The organism is Paenibacillus taiwanensis DSM 18679 (assembly GCF_000425125.1).
Classification (GTDB): Bacteria; Bacillota; Bacilli; order Paenibacillales; family Paenibacillaceae; genus Paenibacillus_B; species Paenibacillus_B taiwanensis.
This window is the reverse complement of sequence record NZ_AULE01000023.1, coordinates 325,430-350,463: the sequence shown is the minus strand read 5'-3', so window position 1 is coordinate 350,463 and position 25,034 is coordinate 325,430. Positions and strand designations below refer to the sequence as shown.

General features: G+C 47.3%; 19 protein-coding genes. 8 read left to right on the top strand and 11 right to left on the bottom strand.

The genetic code is table 11. From position 1 onward, the window contains the following. Positions 1-81: 81 nt before the first annotated feature. The 4 genes from sdaAA to cls all read right to left on the bottom strand — a co-directional run bounded on the left by sdaAA (position 82) and on the right by cls (position 4,584). Positions 82-963 carry an L-serine ammonia-lyase, iron-sulfur-dependent, subunit alpha gene (sdaAA, locus tag H509_RS0103725; protein WP_028543883.1) on the bottom strand — a complete coding sequence of 294 codons (882 nt, stop codon included), beginning with the start codon at positions 961-963 and terminating at the stop codon, positions 82-84. A gap of 145 nt (positions 964-1,108) precedes the next feature. Beyond that, on the bottom strand, positions 1,109-1,771 hold the full coding sequence (sdaAB, locus tag H509_RS0103720; protein ID WP_028543882.1) for an L-serine ammonia-lyase, iron-sulfur-dependent subunit beta: 663 nt from the start codon (positions 1,769-1,771) through the stop codon (positions 1,109-1,111). Positions 1,772-1,982: 211 nt separating this feature from the next. Next, on the bottom strand, positions 1,983-2,831 hold the full coding sequence (locus H509_RS0103715; protein ID WP_028543881.1) for an ABC transporter ATP-binding protein: 849 nt from the start codon (positions 2,829-2,831) through the stop codon (positions 1,983-1,985). Between the two features lie 241 nt (positions 2,832-3,072). After that, positions 3,073-4,584 (bottom strand): cardiolipin synthase, encoded by a 1,512-nt coding sequence (gene cls, locus H509_RS0103710; RefSeq protein WP_028543880.1) that lies wholly within the window; start codon positions 4,582-4,584, stop codon positions 3,073-3,075. Positions 4,585-4,833: 249 nt separating this feature from the next. Between cls and H509_RS0103705 the strand changes: the two genes are divergently transcribed. The 3 genes from H509_RS0103705 to H509_RS0103695 are packed head-to-tail and all read left to right on the top strand — an operon-like array spanning position 4,834 to position 6,091. Beyond that, entirely contained in the window at positions 4,834-5,436 is a 603-nt protein-coding gene (locus H509_RS0103705; RefSeq protein WP_036696020.1) for a TetR/AcrR family transcriptional regulator, read from the top strand. Beyond that, positions 5,433-5,777, top strand: a complete 345-nt coding sequence (locus H509_RS0103700; RefSeq protein WP_036696018.1) for a DMT family transporter — start codon at positions 5,433-5,435, stop codon at positions 5,775-5,777. Before H509_RS0103705 ends, H509_RS0103700 begins: the two co-directional genes overlap by 4 nt. Continuing rightward, complete coding sequence (locus H509_RS0103695) at positions 5,777-6,091, top strand: DMT family transporter (protein ID WP_028543877.1); 315 nt, start codon at positions 5,777-5,779, stop codon at positions 6,089-6,091. Before H509_RS0103700 ends, H509_RS0103695 begins: the two co-directional genes overlap by 1 nt. 226 nt (positions 6,092-6,317) lie before the next feature. Here H509_RS0103695 and H509_RS0103690 read toward each other — a convergent pair whose 3' ends face one another. Continuing rightward, positions 6,318-6,986, bottom strand: coding sequence for a TorD/DmsD family molecular chaperone (locus tag H509_RS0103690; RefSeq protein WP_028543876.1), 669 nt, complete (start codon positions 6,984-6,986; stop codon positions 6,318-6,320). Between the two features lie 490 nt (positions 6,987-7,476). Between H509_RS0103690 and H509_RS24205 the strand changes: the two genes are divergently transcribed. Continuing rightward, complete coding sequence (locus H509_RS24205) at positions 7,477-8,424, top strand: AraC family transcriptional regulator (protein WP_051286794.1); 948 nt, start codon at positions 7,477-7,479, stop codon at positions 8,422-8,424. Between the two features lie 112 nt (positions 8,425-8,536). After that, positions 8,537-10,756 carry a class I mannose-6-phosphate isomerase gene (locus H509_RS24200; protein WP_169450842.1) on the top strand — a complete coding sequence of 740 codons (2,220 nt, stop codon included), beginning with the start codon at positions 8,537-8,539 and terminating at the stop codon, positions 10,754-10,756. Between the two features lie 366 nt (positions 10,757-11,122). Here H509_RS24200 and H509_RS28310 read toward each other — a convergent pair whose 3' ends face one another. Then, positions 11,123-11,338 carry a hypothetical protein gene (locus H509_RS28310; protein ID WP_245595977.1) on the bottom strand — a complete coding sequence of 72 codons (216 nt, stop codon included), beginning with the start codon at positions 11,336-11,338 and terminating at the stop codon, positions 11,123-11,125. A gap of 8 nt (positions 11,339-11,346) precedes the next feature. Between H509_RS28310 and H509_RS26620 the strand changes: the two genes are divergently transcribed. Both H509_RS26620 and H509_RS0103670 read left to right on the top strand, forming a co-directional pair. Beyond that, the gene (locus tag H509_RS26620) at positions 11,347-11,910 is read left to right on the top strand and encodes an ROK family protein (protein ID WP_245595976.1); all 564 of its coding nucleotides are present in this window, start codon (positions 11,347-11,349) and stop codon (positions 11,908-11,910) included. Positions 11,911-12,045: 135 nt separating this feature from the next. Then, positions 12,046-14,553: a glycoside hydrolase family 38 N-terminal domain-containing protein gene (locus H509_RS0103670; protein ID WP_028543874.1), complete on the top strand. Its 2,508-nt coding sequence runs from the start codon at positions 12,046-12,048 to the stop codon at positions 14,551-14,553. Between the two features lie 156 nt (positions 14,554-14,709). Here H509_RS0103670 and tkt read toward each other — a convergent pair whose 3' ends face one another. Together tkt and deoB are read right to left on the bottom strand one after the other, a co-directional pair. Further along, positions 14,710-16,698: a transketolase gene (tkt, locus tag H509_RS0103665; RefSeq protein WP_036696015.1), complete on the bottom strand. Its 1,989-nt coding sequence runs from the start codon at positions 16,696-16,698 to the stop codon at positions 14,710-14,712. A 60-nt stretch (positions 16,699-16,758) separates the two neighbouring features. Next, positions 16,759-17,946 carry a phosphopentomutase gene (deoB, locus tag H509_RS0103660; protein ID WP_028543872.1) on the bottom strand — a complete coding sequence of 396 codons (1,188 nt, stop codon included), beginning with the start codon at positions 17,944-17,946 and terminating at the stop codon, positions 16,759-16,761. 712 nt (positions 17,947-18,658) lie between these two features. Between deoB and H509_RS0103655 the strand changes: the two genes are divergently transcribed. Continuing rightward, positions 18,659-19,747, top strand: a complete 1,089-nt coding sequence (locus tag H509_RS0103655; protein WP_028543871.1) for a M24 family metallopeptidase — start codon at positions 18,659-18,661, stop codon at positions 19,745-19,747. A gap of 108 nt (positions 19,748-19,855) precedes the next feature. On the opposite strand, the gene H509_RS0103650 is transcribed toward H509_RS0103655, so the two are convergent. The 3 genes from H509_RS0103650 to H509_RS0103640 form a co-directional block, all read right to left on the bottom strand. Beyond that, the gene (locus tag H509_RS0103650) at positions 19,856-20,608 is read right to left on the bottom strand and encodes an alpha/beta hydrolase (RefSeq protein ID WP_084159072.1); all 753 of its coding nucleotides are present in this window, start codon (positions 20,606-20,608) and stop codon (positions 19,856-19,858) included. 305 nt (positions 20,609-20,913) lie between these two features. Beyond that, positions 20,914-23,634 carry an alpha-mannosidase gene (locus H509_RS0103645; RefSeq protein ID WP_028543869.1) on the bottom strand — a complete coding sequence of 907 codons (2,721 nt, stop codon included), beginning with the start codon at positions 23,632-23,634 and terminating at the stop codon, positions 20,914-20,916. 43 nt (positions 23,635-23,677) lie between these two features. Continuing rightward, a complete protein-coding gene (locus H509_RS0103640) occupies positions 23,678-24,961 on the bottom strand; it encodes a glycoside hydrolase family 125 protein (protein ID WP_028543868.1) in 1,284 nt (427 codons plus the stop codon). Positions 24,962-25,034: the final 73 nt, after the last annotated feature.

Here is a 25,034-nt window from a genome sequence, read left to right as displayed (position 1 = left end):
CTACTTCGACTATACTAATAAAATAACCTTTGTCTAATGTTCAATTGAACATAACAAAGGTTATTTTACCGTTATTTATGTCTAGCGGGAATCTCCATCGCCAAATATCTCCTGCTTTAGCCGCTTGCCTGTAGGTGTTGCAGCAAGACCGCCTAACGCAGTCTCCCGCAGCGCAGTCGGCATCGTCTGCCCGATGCGGAACATCGCCTCGATCACTTCGTCGCAGGGGATCGTGCTCGTAATACCCGCAAGTGACATATCTGCGGCAACCATAGCCACAGCCGCCCCCATTGCGTTGCGCTTTACGCATGGCACCTCGACGAGACCCGCAACCGGGTCACAGACGAGGCCGAGCAAGTTCTTAAGCGCAATGGCCATGCCCGTCGCGGACTGCTGTGGTGTGCCGCCAGCAAGCGCCACAATTGCTGCCGCGGCCATGCCTGCGGCAGAGCCGACCTCGGCTTGGCAGCCGCCAGCTGCGCCGCTGATCGACGCGTTGTTCGCCACTACCATGCCAAAGGCACCCGATGTGAACAAAAAGTCGATCATCTGCTCGCGCGTAGGGTTCAGCTTGTCACGCAGCGCAAATAATACGCCAGGCACGACACCCGCCGAACCCGCAGTCGGAGTTGCGCAAATGAGGCCCATTGCTGCGTTAACTTCATTGGTTGCAACGGCCTTGCTGACAGCGTCTAAAATGGTATGTCCACTCAAACCGTTGCCGCTCGAAATATAGTGATGCATTTTAACCGCGTCGCCACCCGTCAATCCCGAATGGGACCGTACGCCGTTTAATCCACGTTCCACTGCCTGCTCCATCACATCCAAATTGCGACCCATCTGCTCACGGACCTGCTCGATGCTGCGACCTGACACCCTTACTTCTTGCTCGATCATAATATCGGCAATGGAACAAGATCGCTCTTCAGCCAAGGCAACTAATTCAGCTACGTTACGAAACATGTAAGCGCTACCTCCTTTTTCATTAGTTCATTCGATTATTTGCGGTTTACGGTTACACGTGTATATACCTACTTTTTGAACCTGAACCGCATGAACCATTTCAACCATAAATCAAGTCTGTTGCTCATATGAGCAACAGATTTCTTTAATCCTCCATGCGCAGCACTCGACTCACACCTGAAAGCTTGCGGATTTCATCTATAATCACTTCGTTCATCATTTCATCCGTTTCAATGACCATTAGCGCCATCTTCCCTTTTTCCTTCCGAGACACTTTCATATTGCCAATGTTCACTTGTTGCTGGCTTAATATGTTTGTTACACCTGCGATGACACCGAAGCGGTCATGGTTCACGACCAGTATTGCCGGGCTTTGACCAGACAAATTCAACTGGAATCCATTTAGCTCACAAATTTCGACCTTGCCGCCGCCAATCGAGATACCTACAACCTCCATCTCGTCCTGATCGTCCTTCATCAAGATACGCGCCGTGTTCGGATGCTCTGGAACGGCTTCTTCTGTCGTAATGTGAACTTCGACACCAGCCTCCTCTGCGTATTTCGGGGCCTCAGGCAAACGCGGGTCATTGGTATCATAATCCAATAAACCAGCTATTAAAGCGACGTCTGTTGCATGCCCTTTAAACGTTTCGGCAAACGACCCATACAATGAAATGTGAACTTGTCGGGGCTGACGCCCGAAGATGCTGCGTGCCAATCTACCGATCTTCGCTGCTCCCGCCGTATGGGAGCTCGAAGGGCCAACCATAATCGGACCAATAATGTCAAAGACACTGCGGTACTTCATACCGTTCCTCCTCCATTTGAATAACCCGAGTACAGCTAATTACATTATTGTATGCAGATATTGTCCTCTTACCAAAGACATTTTCAAGAAAAGCGTACGTGTTAATTAACAGGTTGTCAATAAATAAACGCCTGTTCACAGCAAAAAAAGCCATCTTGCATACCAGGATGCAGGAGATGGCTTCATTGTACCCATGTTACGTCATCTTTCCTTATACAGCGCCTACCAATTGTGGAGCATCACATTGTTCCAACAATTCACAATTCGCAGGACACATTCTTCCTTTGCCTCGTGGTACACACATCGGTGTGCCAAATAGAGGGTCCGAACAGATTACACACTCCATATGAAATACATCTTTTACCAACTGAGGTGTCAAAATACGTTCTGGCGCGCCTTGATTATAAATCCCTTTATCACGCACAGCAATAATGTGATCCGCATAACGACAAGCCAAGTTCAAGTCATGCAGAACCATCGCAATCGTACGACCTTCCTTGCGATTCAATTCATACAACAGATCAAGAATCTCGATCTGGTGACTCATGTCCAAATATGTAGTCGGCTCATCCAACAAAATAATGTCCGTGTTTTGAGCCAGCGTCATCGCGATCCAGGCGCGCTGACGTTGTCCGCCAGAAAGCGCATCAACAGAACGGTCTGCAAAAGGCTCCATATTGGTTACCTTAAGCGCATAGTTTACAAGCCTCTCATCCTCTTCAGACCATTGCTTCAGCCATGTCTGGTAAGGATATCGTCCCTGCTTAACCAGTTGATGTACAGTTAACCCTTCCGGTGCAACTGGTCCTTGCGGCAAAATAGCCATCTTGCGTGCAACTTCCTTTGTGACCGACTGGTGAATGTCACGTCCATCCAGCAGTACAGAGCCTTGGTTAGGCTTCATAAGCCGAGCAAGCGAGCGGAGCAGTGTAGACTTGCCGCAACCATTGCTTCCGATAAGCACCGTAATCTTACCTTCTGGAATTTGTACGGATAAATCTTCTATTATGTTGGTATCCCCGTAAGACAACGTTAACGACTGCGTCTGCAATACTCCCATTGTCGTGCCTCCTTGCGCTTAAACGCCAGTATACTTAAATGCTATAATTGACAGCTATAATCGATAACCTAAATTCGCATTCATTAGAACTAACTTCTACAACAGAGCGTAGGTCCATACGTTAATAACACTAACCGAAGATGATAATCGTTCTCACAAATAATTATCTCTTATGATGCCACAAAGATTACCATCCGTCAATCTATACTGTATGGATCTTTATTGGGGCCATTTCCCGCCGCTATAAGAGCGGCGAGAACAAGCGGGCCACCGATTCCAAAAATCGTGTGGCCATACGTCTGTGTAAAAATTGTTCTTCTCGTATTCGCGTCGCTGACTGCAAATCACGTTCAAAGTCACTTACCAAGCGCTGAACACTCTCGGTACGCAGCAACAACGCATTTACTTCAAAATTCAAGTAGAAGCTGCGCATATCCATATTAGTTGTACCAATCGTAGCCAGCTCACCATCAACAATAATAAGTTTAGAGTGCAGGAAACCCTTTTCATATTCATATATACGTACCCCGGCTTCGATTAATCCCGAAAAGTAAGAATGGGACGCTAAAAAAGGAAGCCACTTATCAGGCTTGCTAGGAAATAGCAGCTTTACTTCGATGCCAGACAGGGCAGCTACTTTAAGAGCCGTAAAAATATCTTCATCCGGTATAAAATAAGGCGTTGCTATCCAGATCGACCGTTTGGCAGACGTCAGCATCGAGAAAAATACATTTTTCATCGTCTGAAATTCCTGATCAGGTCCACTAGCAATTATTTGAACGGCACCTTGCTCCTTAACACCAGAAGAGCACGCCACAAAATACTGCGATCCTGTTATATGCTGCTCTGTCATATGTCGCCAATCCTGAAGAAAGATGACTTGCAGCGCTTGCACCGCTTCTCCTCTTACGATCATATGCGTATCGCGCCAAAACCCATACGTTTTGCTGCGGCTTAAATACTCATCACCAACGTTGAGCCCACCAATAAAACCGACGTTTCCATCTACAATGACAATTTTACGATGATTGCGATAATTCACTTTACTGGAGAAAACACGGAGCTTCACAGGGCCAAATGCAGCAACTTCAACTCCAGCACGACGCATTTCCTCAACAAACGGCTTCTTCAAATATAAACTGCCTACCGCATCGTACATAAAGCGAACTTCCACACCTTGCCTCGCCTTTTCCATCAATATTTGCTTGATTTCACGGCCAATTTCATCATCTCTATAAATGTAATACTCCATATGAATGTGATGACGCGCTTGTTTTAGTTGTGTAATAAGCGAAGCAAACGTCTCCTCGCCATTCGTTAGCACCTCTGTATGAGAAGAAAATGTAACAGGACTTTTGCTCATACGATTCGTTAGTTGCAGCATGAGACGCTGATCAGGCGTAAATTCTGCATATCGCGGGTGTTTGGCCATTTGCTCTTTATCGAGAAAGCCGTAGCTATGTTTATCCCGTTTTGCTTTTTGAGAGTACTTTCTTCGTTTGCGATAATTTTGACCGAACAACAAATAAAAAAAGAACCCGACAACAGGTACGAGCGCAAGCATCAGTATCCATGCCACCGTGCTAGAAGGATGACGATTTTCCATAAAAATAGTAATAACCAACGTAATAACCGCCAATGTGGTCAGCAGGCTGAGCGCCCAGGCAATCGTCTTGCCAAATGTATCGTTTACATAATAACCGAGCGTAAGCAGCATGATTATAAAAATAATGACTTGAAACGTTCTCCTCATCGTGTACCTCCTCCCCGAACTAACCCATTTCCATATTACGTACCCGCCAGCCGCGAGTTCGAATAAATGAGCCTCGAAGCGCTGAAAATATATGTATGCTGTGCTTTCATTATGCCCAATGAACGATTTAATTGCTATACCTTTATCATTTTGACGTTCCCAGCATTGACACGTCCTTCATCCTGTGAAATAATAACTACCGAACGTTAGGAAGGTTTTTCGATATTACGTATTGATTTGGAGGTAACGATGGTAACAGCTAATCGTATTCATCAAGTCGCTTTAGCCCACTTTGCCGAATACGGCTATGACGGGGCTTCTATGGCTAAGATCGCTGAAGAGGTTGGGATTAAGAAACCTTCTATTTATGCACATTATAAGAGCAAGGAAGATTTGTTTCTGCACGTCTTGCAAGGCGTGTTTCAGCAGGAATTGGATTACGTAGGTGCTCTTTTACGCAGGCATGAGCAAACTTTACTTCATGATCAGTTAAAACAGGTGCTCACGTTGTATAAAGAAAGTTACGAAATGAAACCCGAATTGAAATTTATGCTGCGGATGTCGTTTTTTCCACCTGCTTCTCTCCATGAGCAAGTAATGGGACAGTTGTATGCATTTCTTGATCGCCTTGAAAGCGGCCTTGTACCGCTCATGGCTCAAGGTATACGCACGGGAGAAATCGGAGCAGTGCATCCCGAACAGGCTGCAACAGCATTTATGTGTATTCTCGATGGCTTGTTTGTAGAGCTGCTGTATGGAGGACCTGAACGCTTTGACCGCAAGCTGGAAGCGTCCTGGGTCTTGTTTTGGAGAGGACTAACCTGTGATTGTAAAGGAGGGCATCCATCATGAACAACAATAAACATTGGCTACTTGTCATCCTCGCTGGTGTCATTGAAGTCGTTTGGGTGACGGGGTTAAAGCATTCCACCTTCTGGTGGGAATGGCTCATAACAATTATTGCGATTATGATCAGCTTTAAAGTGTTAATTGAGGCTGCCAAACATTTGCCGCTTGGTACGGTGTATGCGGTATTTACAGGGTTAGGTACCGCTGGTACTGTATTAACGGAGATGCTTGTGTTTGGAGAGCCTGTGAACGTATTAAAATTGTTATTTATCGCCACATTAGCAGCCGGAGTCATCGGTTTGAAATTGGTCACCACGTCACAGACAAAGGAGAGTGAGGTCTAATGGCTTGGATCGCCCTAATCGTGGCGGGTCTATGTGAAGTCGCTGGTGTACTTGCCATTAAGCGTGCGACCACGAACCCTCACTGGTCTTCTTATGTGTACATGGCGTTAACTTTTGGTGTTAGCTTTACCCTGCTGTCCTATGCGATGGAGAGCATCTCTATGGGTACTGCTTACGCCATCTGGACGGGTATCGGAACAGCAGGCAGCACGCTGCTTGGCATGTTTGTCTTTGGAGAACAGAAATCTGTCATCAGAGTAGGCTGTATTGCGTTAATTGTAGGTTCTGTAGTTGGCTTAAAATTGATCGCTTAGTATGTTGATTTGAGTTATCACTAACACTCAGCTCTCATAGATCTTATAGCTCTTATAGGTTTATGCAGGCCCATGTAAGCTTTTATGTATAGCCATAGCTTCATTAGGCTAAGAATGAAATAACAAAGAAGACGGGTTCCCTTCATAACGGGACCCGTCTTCTTGTATGTGCATGCGTCACTTACAAAGCGACGCACAGAGTTGTCCTTCATGCCAAGCTAGTCTGCTAGTTGGCAGCCCAAGCGGCTTCTTTCGCCAAGAAATCCTGTAGCATAATACCAACGGCAACATATACAGGATGCTTCGAATGCTGTTCCAGATCTTCCCCGAAACGAGCGGCCCAACGCTGCAAATGCTCTCTAACAAATTCGCGTTGTCCATTCATGTAACGATCATAACGCTCTGCTGTCATAACGGTGTTCAACATCTTCTCAATGATAACGGCCATAAATTCCAATTCGATTGCGATATGATCATCGGGTTCGCCATGCATCTTCTTAAAATACAGACTAAAATCGGCGTAAGTCTCGCGTACTTCTTGGGCGTAGGACTTCGGCAACATCTGTTCTGAAGCGCGATACATGGACTCGCATGGGGTAACTGGCAATTCGCCACCCCGGCTGAACAATCGCACGTACTCGTCGCGCATCGAAGAGAATACCGCATACAACTCGCTCAGCGACATCGACTTCAACCGTTCGCACAGCAGGCGAGCTCCCTCGGATATTTCAGACAATCGAGATAGTTCCGGATGATTCTGCCAAGACACAATCACTTCAAGCGTCGGTTGTTCTCCTAGAAAATCGACCAATAGTTGATAAGCAGCTTTCCGAGTTTCCAATCTTTCAACGGTCTGTTCATTCCAGTGGGCTGGCTGTTCCGTCGTCGTTAGCATCGTCCTTCCCCTCCGTAAAGTAAATCCTTTTTTCTTCCTTGCACTTCCATTTTCCCATATGTAAAGAGGGAAAACTGTGACAATTTGCAGACATTATGCCTCCGGTGTGACATTGCTGTGAATCCCAGATCAACTTTAGATTATACTGTTCTCAAAGTGATAAAGGTTCACCACTAAAACGATATCATTACAGGTGTAAGCCTCTCTACAGCTTGCTTCATCTTGTCCATTCCTATTCCGTCTCGCCCAGACTAGTCATCAAACTTTACCTGTTTAATTGCTATTAATCCATTAAATTACTGGTAAACAATCGAAGCAAATTTGACAAATGGCAGTTTACAAATGACACCCTATAAGACGAAATGGAACCGCTTCTACACTTCAAGAACAATGCCTCTCCCCTTTCACGCAACATCATAATAACGATACAATAGAAGCTAAGCTATGCTCACTAAAATGTGCATCAAGCAATTAAAAGGCAGGTGCTATTATGGATTTGCAGACCGTCTCCGCGTTTAAGCGAGCTAATACGATTTTGAATCGAACCGCTATGCAGCTAACCGGACCTGGACTCCAGTTAAAAGTCCTTTATTGGGGATTTATGCCGGAACATTATGACAATACGCCACACCGCCATTCCTTCTTTGAAGCCTGTTATGTTATGGAGGGACAAGGTATATATATGGAAGAAGGCCGCGAATATGAACTGCTGACGGGTACGGCTTTTTTATCTCGGCCGGGAAAATGGCATCAAATATGCAGCGAACATGGGATGGCGCTCTGTTATACAGCATTTGAGGTGATTGAAGAAGGAAGCACTTCCTCTTATGTTCAAGCTTTCCGCCATTTAGCTGAAGAGGGGGTTCCCGTCTTACAAGATACTATGGTGAGGCCGACAGCCCATTTGTGGTCGACTATCATTTCCATGTTCACGGAGCCATCATCGTTCCCTGCACTTGCCGTACATCATACCGCGTTAACACTTCTGATCTCACTGCTCCCGCTTCATGGCGGCGATACAGATACGCTGAGCGTAACAACAGAGGGCAAAGAAGATGGCAATCCTCTTTTTCGCCAAGCCAAGCTATTTATTGATGACAACATAAGTGAAAACTTGTCGCTCCAACTGGTTGCTCATCATTTACACATTTCCTCTCGCCATTTGACGAGACTGTTTGCACAAGAGCTGAATCAAACCTTTGTCCATTATATACAAGAGCGGCGTGTGCAATTGGCAGCCGAAATGCTGCTGCGGGAGGAACTAGCGATCAAAGACATCGCCTCTCGCTGCGGATTTGAATCCGTACACTATTTTACAAGGGTGTTTACGCGTAAGCTTGGCGTGGCTCCTGCCCGCTTTCGACGTGTCCAGTTCACAGAGGGAAGATCAGGCTCTCAGCACTTTCCAACATCACCACCAAAATCCACCTCAACCTAAAGATGTCCTGATTGTACAAAAGGCGTACTTGTTTGTGTAAATACGCCTCTTTATCCGCTGTTTACAATAAGAGCATAACAACATGCGCTTGGCGGAAATGGAGGCGTTCATAGTGCCAGCAGCAACCTATACAGGATCATTATCAGCACGTCCCTTTCAAACGTATCCGATTAACGTTGTACACCTTAACTCGTATAATTTGGTCAGTCAGCAACGTGAACAAAGTGAACAAGATGAACAACAGAAACAGTTTAATAAAACAGCTACAAATAAATCCGTTACCGATAACAAATCAAAATGCATTACGGTAGATTATCAGGAATGGGCCGAATTTATAGTCCAGTGGGCCTTAAATTGGGAACATCCCTTCTTGGCACCAATCGCATACAAGGATGACGAGGCCAAGCAATTAAGTGACAAGGAAAATACGAATCGTACAAGCTGCCGCACCATCATAATAGATGGTACTCATGGGGCAGATTTTGAAGCGGCGATACATGTCCTGCAAGAGGCTAGTTCACACCGCGGCATTTCTATGTTTACGTTTTGTACGTACGACTATATGAAGAGCTCCGCTCAACTAAAACAACAGTTCATGCCTTATTTGACTGACAACCGCGCTTTTGGATATATGGCTTCAGACGTTCACGTTCATCATTATTTCCGCGATACCGCCCGCACCGAATGGCAGTCAGATGTAGATGCCAGATTAGCAATTTACGGTGATGGTGCAGTGAATTCAGTGGAACACACGAACCTGAATACACTAACACATCAGGCAGCTCATTTTGGCCTTGATAAGCTGCTTGTCATTTACGGTCCAGGTGCTTATTGGCTACAGGCAGAAGAAAATGCAGCGTCAGCAACGGGGATGACCGCAGTGACAGCAACTGCGGATGTGACTTCAGCACCCTTTTCGGCATCGAATATAGCAGCAACTGAAAAGGCAACTGCAACGTCCAACTTGGCCTGCTATCTGGATTTATCCCGTGAAAATCAACAGCTGTTGCATCAGCAAGGGATGGGAAGTCTCGGTATCGACAGCTCAGGAGACTCCGTCACTACCTACAAGGAAGCTCTATTTTTGGAGTGGCCGGTATGGGAGCGATACCGCAAAGAATATGTTGCTGCATTTCATATTTATGTAGATATGAATAATCCCGCAGCCCCCATTTCCGTCCCTGTCCCCATGCTGTCAGCGATGCTAAACGAGGCTGCACGACAGCCGTTTAGAGTAAAACCGTTTTTTGCCCCCGGTATATGGGGTGGACAATATTTAAAAGAGCTGTGCAGCCTGCCAAGTGAATGGTCCAATTGCGCATGGAGCTTTGAGCCGATTGCACCGGAAAACACGCTGCTGCTCGGGTATGGTGACTATACTATTGAAGTACCGTTCACACTTCTGCTCCAAGCAGAAGCCTTAGCTATATTGGGGAAACGAAATGTGGAGCTGTTTGGTGACTATTTCCCGATTCGATTTAACTATTTGGATACCATCGATGGTGATCGCTTGTCCTTACAAGTTCATCCGCAGCAACATTACGCAGCGTCTGAATTTAACGAGACGATGACACAGCAGGAATCCTATTATGTGATGGAACAAAAGTCTGGCTCCACTCCAACAGTTACGCTTGGCCTAAAAGAGGGGGTCACAGGAAAGCAACTGCTGACTGGCGTAGATGCAGCTCATGCTGCTCAGGTACCGCTTATGCTAAGTGATTACGTTAATGAGTGGTCTGCTACAAAAGGGGATCTGTTCCTGATCCCGCCAGGCGCTGTGCATAGCTCAGGTCGGGACAACTTCGTACTGGAGATTTCATCAACAACGTGGTGGTTCACGTTTAAAATATATGATTATTTGCGGTTGGACAAGGATGGCTTGCCTAGGCCCATTAACCGCGAGCACGCCGCCTGCAATATTGACGATAGCATCGATACGGCGATGGTACGTCAAGAGTTAATTGCTAAGCCTGTCGTACACCGTACACAAGGGGCCAATGTAGAAGAGCTGCTCGCCGAACGTGACGATTTGCTGTTTCAGGTACGGCGGCTGAAACTCGTCGACACATGGAATGACAACACGGAAGATGCATTTGTGATGCTAAATCTCGTAGAAGGCGAACGTGTCCGTCTAATACCGGAAGCAGAAGTCTCGAAGGCTGTAGAGTGGGGGTACGCCGAGGCTTACATTGTGCCAGCTAGCATCGGTCGTTATCGGTTGGAAAATGTAGGCGGAGCGCCATGTACGCTCATCCGTGCACAGGTGGCTCCAAGCTGGCGTACACCGCTGCTGCCTCACGGCTGGCATGATGGCAAGGAGGCACGCAAATGACTGCGCCCTTGCGTCACGCCGCGCCTGTACGCACAGTCACGCTTGCTCTGGATGCAGGAGGCACAACACTAAAGGCGGCCTTGCTCGAAGATGGCCGCTTGCTGCCTCATTTGCGCATCGTACAGCCTTCCTGCTCTGAGCGAGAAACACACGTTATAATCGCAAATTTCGCCAATGTATGCATGGAATTGCTCGGGGCGTATGAGGCGGCACGCCATCCCTCACGAGCCCGCTCTACACAGGATGAGGTTGGCGTTGCCATTGCCGACCGAACTCCCTTTAGCGCACGCCAGAAAGCCATTACCCCAACAAACAAAAGGGCTGATGCTGCTAGACCCTACACAACTGTTGAGCATACCGAGCACATCAGGGCTCGCGGCATGATACGTGCAGCAGCCCCGGTACGGCCCACGACGCCCAGTTATAAGGTCCGTATCGGCTTTGCCTTCCCCGGCCCGTTCGATTACGAGAACGGTGTCGCCCTGCTGCAAGGGGTAAGCAAGTATGAGCGCCTGTACGGGATGAACGTTGGCGAGCTGCTGCAACGCGAACTGCGACGACGCGCTTCTTTACGAACGGCACAAGCGTGGGTGCGAAGGTTGGCCGAGGCGGACATCCGCTTTGCGAACGATGCCTCGCTGTTTGCGCTAGGCGTAAGCCGCCTATACCCGTCCGAGCGGCTAATCTGCCTAACACTTGGCACGGGGCTAGGTTCAGGCTTTGTCGACCACGGCAAGCTGGTGGAAGGCCGCGACGGAGTGCCACCAAGCGGCATGCTGTACGCAGAGCGCTATCGCCATGCCGCGGTTGACGAGCAGTTCGGCCGACGCGGCTTGATCGCGCTTGCCGACATATATGGCGCACGCCGCCATCCGCAGCAGGATGTGCAAGAGCTTGCATTAGCAGCCCGTGTAGGCGACAAGCGCGCTGCTGATGCATGGGCCGAGTACGGATTCCACCTCGGCCGCATGCTTGCGCCGTATACGGCGCGGTTTAAACCGGACCGCCTCGTGTTAGGCGGGCAGATTGCCAAGAGCTGCGACCTCTGGCTGCCCTATTTGGAAGTCAGCCTTGGCAATCCTGCTCCGGTCGTTACACATCAAGGTGACCTGATGGAGCATGTATTTGAGGGAATAGAACTTTTATTCCGATAGACGTCCCATAAGACAGACGCAAACTTTTGACTCAATTTGACTCAAATAAGAACACTTTCAGATTCACTGATCTACTCGTTACCTCATACTACCGTACAAATTTAAACTAATCCTAGATGTAAAGGAGCATTTATTATGGATTTACAACAACAAGTGAAACAAACAGCTATTGAGCAACCATCACGCCCGTGGACAATATACGCCATTCATCATTCGCATACCGATATTGGTTATACTGAGCGCCAAGAAAAAATCGAACAATATCATATCGACTTTATTCGCCAAGCCCTTCGAGTCGTTACTGCCGCCCATGATGGCAGCAAGCCAGGGTGGACAGGTTTCCGTTGGACCTGCGAAACGTTCTGGGCCGTTGAGCGCTTCCTAGAAGAAGCATCACCGGCAGAACAGCAAAACTTTGCTGATGCCGTATTACGCGGAGACATCGAGCTCTCCGGCACTTATTTAAACATGACAGAACTGCCTGATTATGACTTGTTGCAGCGCCTTCACAGCAAGGCCCAAACATATGCTGCATCCATTGGGCACACCATTGATAGTGCCATGACAGCTGATATCAATGGATACAGCTGGGGTTACGCACAAAGCCTGCTCGATAACGGGATCGAGCACTTATTTTCCTGTATTCATACGCACCACGGAATGTATGCGCTTGGCCGCAAGCAGCAGCCGTTCTGGTGGGAAACTGCTTCAGGCGATAAGCTGCTCGTATGGAACGGCGAGCATTACATGTTTGGCAATGAGCTTGGTCTTTGTCCGGATGCGCTAGGCAAATATATGATACAGGATGAATTTCAGCATCAACTCTATGAAAATAAAACTACACATGACCAATTGGCCCGTATCCGCCTGCATCGTTACGTTTGTCAGCTTGAAGCCGAACAATATCCGTTCTCCTTCGTACCTGTAATGTTATCAGGATTGGCAACGGATAATGGAGCCCCTAACGCTGCGATAGCCGATTGGATCTCGGAATGGAATGCACAATTCGGCGATTGTATTCGCATCGAAATGACAACGTTATCCGCCTTCTTCGCTCGCTTGAAGCAGGAGAACTTAACCCAATTGCCCGTGCATCGCGGGGATTGGCCTGATTGGTGGTCAGATGGTGTCAGCTCTACTGCCATGCACACACAAATATACCGGGACGCGCAAAGAACACTGCGCAAAGTTAAACGTCTCGACCCTGACCGTTCAGCAGTTACCGAGCAAGAGATTGGAGCAGCAGAGCAGGCACTTATTATGTACGCCGAGCATACTTGGGGTTATCATTCGTCCATTTATGAACCTTGGCATCCGAATGTCCAACTGCTTGAAGTCCGTAAGCAAACTAACGCAGCTGAAGCTAGTCGCTTAGCTTACCGTGCGCTGGATAAAGCGCTTCTAGCTCAAGGGACGTCAACGCTGTCCCCCAATCGTCCTTACCGCTATCGTGTCGTCAATCTGGCGGATACGACAGCAAGAGATACGATCACATTGCAGTTGGACGGGTGGGAACCTGCTCATTTCCCGCACGGTCTGGAGGTCGTTTGCGAGACAACGGGCAACATATTGCCGCATCAGGCTCCACACCAACAGTCCATTATTGTAGACATCGAGCTGCAAGCGCAGGAACAATGTACGTTAACGTTGCGGGCTAAACAGGGCAGCAGCAAGCCTGTTGGAGTAATGACAACCAATACTCGCTTAATAGGTAGTGATCGAGTGTATGACATGGAGGATATGTTCAAGCAAGTAACAGCAGCAGACGCAGCGCACCCTATCCACGTCACACAGCATGGAGTTGAATCTCCCTATACTCGAATAACGTGGCAAGAAGGCACTGGAATTGTATCGTGGTACAACAAAGAGATTGAGCAAGAAATGCTGCGCTCAGACCGGAATTACAATGCTTTTACACCTATTTACGAGGTAACTCCACCCGTCAATGACATAGATCCTGCACAAGTCTGGGCTGTTCGAAGCCAGATGGGACGAAACCGCAAAGGGATAAATGTGAAGCGATCCATTGGGCAATTAGTGCGGGTACGCACCTTGGAAAATGGACCGCTATATGCAACTGTTGAACTACTTTACAAGGTGGAGGGTATGAGCTATTATGCGCTGTTCCTTAAAGTACATGCTTGTTCCAATCGTGTCGATGTCTCTATAAGGCTGCACAAAGATAGCGTCTGGAATCCCGAAAACGTCTATGTGGCGCTGCCATTTACGAGCGGTAACGCAGCGGAAGACACCGTATATGCCGACAAGGCAGGCGCACTGGTACGCCCTTGGCTCGATCAACTGCCAGGCACTTGTCTCGATTACTCATGTATTCAAGAGGGCATCGCTTGGCAGGATGCATCCAACACCCTGCTGCTGGCAACACCTGATACCCCCCTCATACAATGGGGATCACTGGAGTATGGTCGCCGACTTGTCCATTCCCAACAGCCCGCAGATGCGAAGCCGGAAACTTATGCGTGGCTGATGACCAACTATTGGGAAACCAACTTTAAAGCTACGCTTGGCGGCTTCTATGAATTCCGCTACTTCGTATCTTCAAAGGCTAATTTGGAGACGGCTAGTATTAAGCCGACGCTTGATGCCTTAACAAGCGGATTACTCGTATCCCGCGTCCATTAAGGTAGCCCTTCTGCACCATAAATAGACCGCTCCTCTTACCTGTTCAAGATAAGAAGAGCGGTCTATCTTTATATTTATTCGAGTACTAGATATAGACTACAACCTAAAATAAGTGCTAACTACCTGTATCCTTCTTGACAATTCGGCAAGTACAACTTACTTTTTCAGCAAGCGAACGACCTTTTCTTTAACGTTGTCTGCTGTAAAGCCATATTGCGGAAGCAATACCGATGCAGGGGCAGATGCGCCGAACGTATCGATTCCAAGCACATCGCCATCCAGTCCGACGTATTTGTGCCAGCCAAAGGTTGCACCCATTTCGATAGCAAGACGAGCTCTGCAATGATTAGGCAACACAGACTCTTTATATTCAGCAGATTGTGCATCAAACAGTTCTTGAGAAGGCATACTAACTACACGTACATCAATTCCTTCTACAATCAATGCATCTTTTGCTTGCATGGCCAAGTTCACCTCGGACCCAGAAGCAATCAAAATCGCATCAAGACGTTTGGATTCGGCTCCAATAACGTAAGCACCGCGACTTACCAGATCCAAGCTCGACGTTTCCATCACTTCTAATGGCTGACGTGTCAATACGATTGAAGTAGGTGTACTCTTAGACTGCATCGCCAGCTTCCAAGCCCCTTGTGTCTCGCGTGCGTCCGCAGGGCGAATTACGTTCATGTTCGGCAGGGCACGCAAGCCAGCCAACTGTTCGATTGGCTCATGTGTAGGACCATCTTCACCAACCGCAATACTATCATGTGTCATGACGTAGGTCACTGGCACACTCATCAATGAGGATAAGCGCATAGCCGCTTTTAAATAATCGCTAAACACAAAGAAGGTGCTTCCAAATACACGCAAACCTTTGTGAACCGCCATTCCGTTCAGCATCGCGCCCATCGCGAACTCACGTACACCATACTGTACGTTACGGTTGCCTGGTTCTGCTGGTGTCAGCAATCCTTCCCCTTTTATCGTAGTCATATTGGAATGAGCCAAGTCAGCAGAGCCGCCAAGGAAGTAATTCACTTTAGACGCAATCGCGTTAATGGCATCATGACTCGAGTTGCGAGTCGCTTGCTGATAGCCTGCTTCATGTGTTGGAAGGTTGTCAAAAGCATCTGCTGGAAGCTCAGACTGGATCGCCATCTGCAATTCACTGTACAGTTCAGGGTGAGCCGCTTCGTATTGCTCCATCATCGTTGTCCAAGCTGCCATTGCTGCTTGTCCACGTGCTGCCACATGGTCTGCATAGTGTGCGTACACGTCTTGTGGTATTACAAACGGCTCTTCTGTCCAGTTATAAGCAGCCTTCGTTAACGCCGCTTCTTCAGCACCAAGAGGAGCTCCATGAACCGCATTTGTCCCTGCCTTGCTCGGAGAGCCGAATCCGATTACCGTCTTCACTTCGATCAGCGTTGGACGTTTCGTGTCGCGCTTCGCTTCCTCAATAGCAGCATTTAGCGCATGAACATCGTTGCCGTTCTCAACGAGAATCGTCTGCCAACCGTATGCTTCATAGCGCTGACGTGTTTGTTCGGAATACGCTTCAGACAAATCGCCATCCAAGCAAATATCGTTGGAATCATACATCATAATAAGCTTGCCCAATTGTTGATGGCCTGCAAATGAGCTTGCTTCCGCTGATACGCCTTCCATCAAATCGCCATCACCGCATATAACATAGGTGTAGTGGTCCACGATCGATAATTGATCGCGGTTGTACTTCGCTGCAAGATGCTGTTCAGCAAGCGCCATACCAACCGCCATAGCTACACCTTGGCCAAGCGGGCCTGTAGTCGCGTCTACACCAGCCGTATGCCCGAATTCAGGATGACCTGGAGTTTTGGAGCCATCTTGACGGAACGCCTTAAGATCGTCAATAGACAGATCAAAACCTGAAAGGTGAAGCAGTGAATACAAAAGCATAGAACCGTGTCCAGCGGATAACACAAAACGATCCCGGTTAAACCATTGTGGCGCCTGCGGGTTCACTTGCAAATGTTTTGTCCACAACGTATAAGCCATCGGCGCTGCACCCATAACGATACCTGGATGGCCCGATTTGGATTTCTCTATCGCATCAATTCCTAATGTACGAATGCTGTGAATAGCTTGTTCCTGAATTGTACTCATAAAGTTGATTTCCCCCAATTTCTATCTTCGATCTATTTGTATTGCTTATTTTTGAATTTATTATTTTTGTACACGCAACTGCTGCAAGAAGCTTTCGCCAATGTTTGGCGCTTTGACGCCGAAGTTGTCGGCAATAGTCGCTGCTAGATCAGCAAATGTCGAGCGTGTGCCGATAGATGCGGCTTCTTTCGCAAGCAGCGGGTTATAGATCAGCACAGGTACGTACTCACGCGTATGATCGGTACCTGGATGTATAGGGTCGTTACCGTGGTCCGCAGTAATAATTAGCAGATCCTCTTCACCTGTCCGTTCCATCAATTGCGGAATATATTGATCAAACTCCTCCAGACATGCTGCGTATCCTTGAGGATCACGACGGTGTCCGTATAAAGAATCAAAGTCAACCAAATTCGTAAAGAGCAATCCGTTAAACGACTGCTCCAACAAACGGATATTCGTCTGAATACCGTCCAAATTGCTCTTTGTCGGATGAGATGCCGTTATTCCTTGACCTGTAAAAATGTCATTAATTTTACCTACCGATATAACATCGTGGCCTGCCTCTTTCAAATGCGTCAGCACCGTATCACCGAATGGGTCCAGCGCATAATCATGGCGGTTTGGCGTACGTTTAAATGCGCCTGGCTCCCCAACGTATGGTCTTGCGATTATACGTCCAACCATAAAGGGATCGTGCAAGGTCAGCTCTCGAGCAATTTCGCATGCACGATACAACTCTTCCAAGGGGATAACATCCTCATGGGCTGCAAGTTGGAAGACACTGTCCGCAGATGTATACACAATCCATGCCCCTGTTTTCATTTGCTCCTCACCGTATTCATCGAGAATGACGGTACCAGAGGACGGTTTGTTTCCGATAACTTTTCGTCCTGTCAACTCTTCAAACTTGCTAATCAATTGTTCCGGAAATCCGTCAGGGTACACTTGGAACGGTACTTCTACCTTCAGTCCCATCAGCTCCCAATGGCCTGTCATCGTATCTTTGCCTACTGATACTTCAGCCATTTTGCCATAGCTGGCTTGTGGATGTTCGACTGCCGGAACAGCAGATAAAGGCGCAATGTTACCAAGACCCAACGCTGTCAAATTAGGCAGCTTTATAGTTGGCACTTGCTCACAAATGTGCCCTAGCGTATGGCTGCCTGTATCTCCGAAGTCAGGAGCATCCGGCAACTCGCCAATACCAACACTATCCATCACAATGACATTAATCCGTTTGAATTTCATATAACATATCCCTCCGTTTAATAGAGTGAAATCTAAAAAATAAGCCAGCTTGGTGTACACCCGTGATTTGAGACTATTTATTGTATACTAGAATGCTAAATAAATCGCGGACATGTGTCCTGTTATCGCTTACATAAATGAAGTCGCAAGCGCGCCTTCATGAAGGCCAGCATGGCTCCACTATAGCAGCTTTTTATGTATTTCTCAGTTATCCCTCTCACGCTTATTTTGTTAACTGTTTCACATAAATCGGGCTTAATTCTGGTATGAAAATGGAACAACGCCTAAATGTTCCACGGGGAACGTGAAACATTTGGAAATTCCTCTCCCCTGCTAACGGTTTTGAGTCCTATTTAGCCTTGTACACTTGCACATCATTTTTTTCATTATTAATCATTGTACTAATGATGATTTGTTGTATTAAGTTCCCATCTGTCTCCTATCCAGAAACTGAGCTATTGGGATAGTGATACTAAGGAGGATTAAACGAGAACCGCAAGAGAAGCAAGTCGGCATCAAAGTGAGCATCCCTAAATGAGTATCCATCCCCAACACATATGGACAACTCCAAAGTAACCGCATCCTCCTATCATCACCTACTCATCTACTCACATACGCTCAGCTATTCGCATTTTGCCAGTGAACATGGTATCTTCGAATTATCGTACAAAAAGAGCCATCCGTTACATTTCAGAAAGAAAGGATGAATGCAATGAATCACACGTTACATACACTGATCGCCACGATGGAAACGGAGCAATGGGACGCAATTTTAGTCACAGACCCAAAACATGTTTATTATATTACCGGCTTCGCTTGTGATCCACATGAGCGCTTCCTCGGAATCGTGTTGGCCAAAGGACAAGAGCCTGTCCTGATAGTGCCCGCTCTTGATGCCGACAAAGCAGCAGCTGTATCATCCATCAAACGTATTGCCACACATTCGGATACGGATAACCCCTATAACATCTTAAAGCAGCAGCTTCCAGACACTGTAACAACATTTGGCCTGGAAAAAGCCCACATGACTGTACAGCGTTATGAGTCGCTGCAATCTGTCGTGCAAGCTGCACATTATGTAGATATTGGGGCCGTGCTGCAATCGTTGCGTGTCATTAAGTCAGAGGAAGAAATTGAACGGCTGCAAGCCGCAGTCGACTGCATCGAGACGGTGCTTGACAATGTCGTTCGTCGTGTTCGGATTGGGATGACGGAAGCGGAAGTAGTAGCCGATTTGGAATATGAAATGAAGAAACAAGGCGCGGAAGGCCCTTCCTTCTCTACGATGGTGCTGGCAGGAGACAATTCCGCCTTGCCGCATGGTGTGCCTGGGCAGCGTATCATTCAAGCAGGCGATCTACTCTTGTTTGACTTAGGCGTATATTTGAATGGCTACGCGTCTGATATTACACGAACCTTTGCTGTTGGAGAGATTAGCGAGGAACTAAAGGAAATATATAATACGGTGCTGGCTGCCAATGAAGCAGCAATAGCTGCGGTGCGACCAGGCATCACTTACGCTTCGCTTGACCAAACAGCCAGACAAGTGATTACGGATAAAGGCTATGGCCCTTATTTTAATCATCGTCTCGGTCATGGGCTCGGCATCGACGTCCACGAATACCCCTCTATTCATGATCAAAATGAAGCAGTATTGGAACCAGGCCATGTATTTACGATTGAGCCTGGAGTCTATGTCCAAGGAAAAGGCGGTGTACGAATCGAGGATGACGTTGTCGTTACTAAAGAAGGTGTACGTGTTCTCACCTCCTATCCGAAGCAATTAACGATCATTGGATAATCACTATTCATTTATGTCACTCTTTTATGTATAAAGTGGTGTGCTTCTCGTATATGCTGTGGATTCATTTAGCCACAAGACAATTACGATGAAGCACACCTTTTTGATTTAATCGCGCCCTGCTGCGATTAATTTACGGGCAACAAGTTCCGGATCGGTATGAAACGGTGTCATATGATCCCCATGTGCCGTAATGAGCCGGAACAAGCCGAGGCGGCTTGACATATGTGGATGCCATCCAGACTGCTCTCCTTGAGGCAGAGCGATGTCATCCGTGAAATACAAATAGCTGCGTGGAGTGGTCAGTTGATAGAACTTGGCAAGATTCAGCTTCTCAAATACAGGACCTGCTGGCTCCGGTGTCACCGTCTTGTATACAGTTTGGGCAAGCTTTAGGTCAGCGTTGTTCATAAACGTCTCTCGCCAGACCGGAAATGGAAGCATTACAGTGTTGTCCTTCGAGGCGGCTGCAATGTCTTCCCAGTTCTTTTTCACCTGAAGTGGAGCTTCATCTGCTGCACTGTAGCCATCCCTAACCACAAAGGCATCCATAAAAATCATACGCCGCAGGCGATCTGGTATTTGCTCTGCTGCTTTGGCGATGACTGTTCCACCAAAGCTGTGACCTACAAGGACGATGTTCTGCAAGTTATTCCGCTTGATAGGGTCCAATACAGCCTTTACGTAATCAGCGTGAGTGACGTTCTTGTTTGTATCTTTGCCATGACCAGGCAAATTCGGCGTATAGACGGTATGCCCCAGTTTACGCAGCTCGGCTGCTGTTTTATCCCAGTAGCTAGAGTCGCCCCATGCCCCATGCACAAGGACAAAAGTTAAAGGTTCTTGCTTCGTGTCCAGCATAGGCTGATGAGCACCTGTATCATTTAACGCCTGTACATGTAAAGGATACATGGGGAGCAGCAGCATACCGAGAATGAGCAAGCTTATCACTGTGACAGCAGAACGCATTTTGTTCATGTAAATTCCTCCTTAACCTGTAACTGCATCACCTATAAATTGCACAAATTTGCGGTTTTTACTCCTGCGCCTCCACTGTTATTGACAGATGTCCCCCCTCGTTGGGCCAACTAAAAAAGACCGCTCCCAGCAGCTATGCGCCGCCAAGAGCAGTCTTGTTGTAGAAAAGGTATGCTTGCGCCCGTTTCTTATTGTTTTTTGACGCCTACTGTAAAGATTTCAGCTGCGCCAAGATCAACGGATACTTCTTGTGAGCTATTTGTATACAGTGCCTCGCCTAATACTTCCATTACGTTACTACGATAGAAACGTCGAACACGTTCAGGCAATTTCACAGACAGTTTACGCGGCTCATGTGCCATGTTGTACCAACGGGCTACCATATCGCCAGTTTCTTCTGCCATCTTCAGTGAGGAGAACGCCACTTGCTCGCCTTCCCATGCGATAAAGGCATACTCGGCTGGGAATTGACCAACATGAACATCCGTCTGACGCGTCAGGAATGGTACAGGGAAACTGTAAGCCTCTGCAAACGCACCTGATGTAACCACGTCAGCCTCGTGCGGAATAATCGCATATTCGGCCGTATTGATACCTAAGCACTGTGCTTCCGGTGTCGGGAAGTAGCCCCAGTCACCAAGCTCCCCCGATGAACGAAGCAGTGTAACTGCAATCGTGTTTTTGTTGTCCTGCGATACTTCATATTCGCAGAGCCCTTTGTTAGCAACTGTTAAGCCAAGCTTGCCATCACTTACACTGACAAATGCTTGCTGATGTTGATCATTGCTAGGGTTCTTCCACTCCTTGGCCGGAACGTTGTTGCGGCTCGCCACTTCGAAAATCGAATCGGCTACATGCGTCTCCGCTTGGAAGCCGGTCGGGAACAACGCGCGTACGCGATGATCCTTTGATTTATTATCCATCGTCACATGTACATCGACACGTTTTGCGCCGCGATCCAGCGTATAACGAGTCACGATGTGGAACGGTACCATCTCCGTTGAGCGCTGTGCTTTACGAGTAGGGAAGTCCACGATATCGATTTGTTCTTGTTGTAACGTCTCATCCGCTGAAACCGGAATGCTCCAGTTATGTGTCACTTCGATTACAGCACGGAACGGCGAATTCTCAACCACTTTACGTTCAGCTTTCACATCGGCTGTCGTCAGCGGCGTAGAGCCTTCTGGCATACGGAACATATACTCATTACCGATATCCCCGGCATCTTCGTATACGTTAATCCCTTCATATACATGACCTGTCTGTTTGTCCATCATACGAATAGATCCGTTCTCAAGCACTTCAGCTTTTAAACGTTCGTTTTCCAGTGCAAAGTCTTCAGTCGCCAAGTTAGCCACTGCTTGCTTCGCTGCACCTGGTACCCAGGCTAACGTCTGGTAACCAAATGCCGGTACATCCGTTGCCTGTACACGTACTTTGATAATACGTGCCATGTATGGTTGACGGAACTTGTCTTTTGGCAAGTCATAACCAAACATAACACCCGCATCTTCCCATTCACAATCAAGCACATTTCCAGCTGCGTCAACCACAGCACCCGCCTCGACTGGTTCTACCTTCATTTCTTTAGCCAGCACGGTAGGATGAGCTTCGCTGAAATAACGGCGTTTCAACTCAAGTGTAACTTCAACTACACCGTTGCGGTTATAACCCGCTGTGTTAAATACCGTAAACGGAACAGCTTGCTTGCCTTCAAATACGCTTGTATCAATGGTAGGCATTAGTGCATCCAAAGATTCGTTAATAATCATTTCCGTCATATGCTTCGATTTTTCAAAACGAGTTACCATCTCGCGATGAACTTCGTCAACCGAGCAGCCGCAAATGCTATCATGCGGGTGGTTCTGCATCAAAGTCTTCCAAGCATACACAAACAGGTGATGCGGGTAAGGCTTGCCTACTTGGTGCGCAATCGTCGCCAGCGGCTCAGCTACTTTCTCCAGCAGCGTTTGGTTCTCAGCATTCATCTGCTTCAAATATACACGGGAAGAAGCCGTGTTCACCAGCGTATACCAGCCATCAGTACGTTGGCTGCGCAATTCGCCTTCCACTGTTTGCAAGTTCTCAGGAAGCTCCTTAAACACATCATCCACATACTCGTTAAAGCTGGAATGAACAAAGTCCGTATCAGGGAACAATTTTTTCGCAACCTCAATCGCCTTCGACAAATCTGTCTGAATTGGCTGATGGTCGCAACCATTCATAAACAACAGATGGTTCGTAGAAGCAAATTTCTCTGCGTCTGGAATTCGTTTCTCCCAATACGCGAGTGCTTGCGGCTCGTCAACCGGCACTTCCATGCCGTTGCAATACCAGTTCGCAAACAGTATACCTACGACGCGGGAACCATCTGGCGATTGCCATACCATCTCGGAGTATGGAGATTCGTAAGAAGCGTCCTCTGACACTTGGTTGTTAAAGCCCGTCGGCTTCACTCCACGACCGAATACAGCAACATCAATGTTGGCTTGTTTCAAAATTTGTGGCGCTTGTCCCATGTTACCGAAGGAATCTGGGAAATAACCAACCTTGGAGATCAAGCCGCCATATTGCTTCGCGTCTCGGTGACCAATTTGCAAATTACGAATGTTAGACTCACTGCTAGTTAGGAACTCATCTTGCAAAATGTACCAAGGTCCAATTTGAATGCGTCCCTCACGGATGTAATGCTCGACTTTGTTTTTCATTTCCGGTCTTACTTGGAAGTAATCTTCCAGTATGATCGTTTGTCCATCTAAATGGAAGCTTTTGAAGTCCGGATCACGATCAAGCGTCTCCAGCAAAGTATCCATTAACTCGATCAGAAGTGCATGATGATACTCATAAGGCATATACCATTCGCGGTCCCAGTGGGTATGCGATATAATGTGTGCTGTCTTTTTAGCCATTGTTATAACTCTCCCTTCTGCTCATGAAACAATATCAATTGAATTAGTTGTTCAGCCAGTATGTGCGGTAAATCAATTCTGAAAACAAGCTATTGGACCATGCAAACCATTCGCGTGTAAATACTTTGGCATCATCCGCATGGAAACCTTCATGCATATAACCTGTATCAGCATCCGTTGTTGTCAGCAGCTTGATCAGTTTTTGGACCTCATCCTGCTTGTCTGCTGTCAGCCCCTGCATAGACAAAGCAATATGCCAGATGTGGCGATCAGGAGTGTGCGGGCTGCCGATTCCTTGTGCTTGCTCACCACTGAAGTAATATGGATTGTCTTCGCTCAGAATAAAGCGGCGTGTATTTTGATAAATCGGATCATCTGCTGTTGTGTAGCCCAAATAAGGTATCGCGAGCAAGCTCGGCACGTTAGCATCGTCCATCAGGTTGTAATTGCCAAAACCATCTGTCTCGTATGCATATATTTTGCCGTATTTCGGGTGGTGGAAGATGCCATAAGTTTGAATGCCTTCTTCTATTTCATCCTTCAAGCGACGTGCCTTATCCGCAAATGGACCATCCTCATAAATTTCAGTTGCAATTTCTTCGAGGTAGCGCAGTACGACAACGGCAAACATGTTTGCTGGAATCAAATATCCAAACGTACATGCATCATCACTAGGACGGAATGCGGACCATGTCATGCCTGTGTAGTTTACTGGCATACCCATGCCGTTATTTTTGAGCGTATCTGTCTTCCGGCAGTCCATCCGGCTGAAACGGTAAGGAGACTGTTCAAAGTGACGCTGCTCTGTCGTCCACAGGTTCATAATGATCGTAGCAACCGTCTTGAATTCACCTGTAAAGAGAGACGTATCGCCTGTTGTCTTCCAATACAAGTACGCCAGTTGGATCGGGTAACAAAGCGAATCAATCTCATACTTGCGTTCCCATACCCAACCATTCAGCTCCGTGTTGTCACGGTGATGAATCTCATCTAGTGCAACAGGTGTTTCATTAAACGCATTTGCATAAGGATCGATTTGAATATATTTCATTTGTTTGCGTACCAATCCTGCAATGATACGGCGAATATCAGCGTCTTCTTTGGCAAGGGGCAAGTATTGGCGCACTTGTGCACTAGAATCACGCAGCCACATGGCTGGAATGTCGCCAGTAAACACGTAAGAAGTATCATCATCATGCAGCTTCGTAGTCGTTTGCAGTGTATTCGGGAAGCAATTCAGGAACAATTGCTTTAATTTCGGATTATCAGACAACTTCGTATTGGCTTCTTCCATCACGCGAAGCACGGCTTGGGGTAAACGTTCCATGTCGGCTCTCTCCTTATCTCCAACCATATCAATAGTAATCTATTAGTGTATATGCTCATTTTACGCTTCAAAA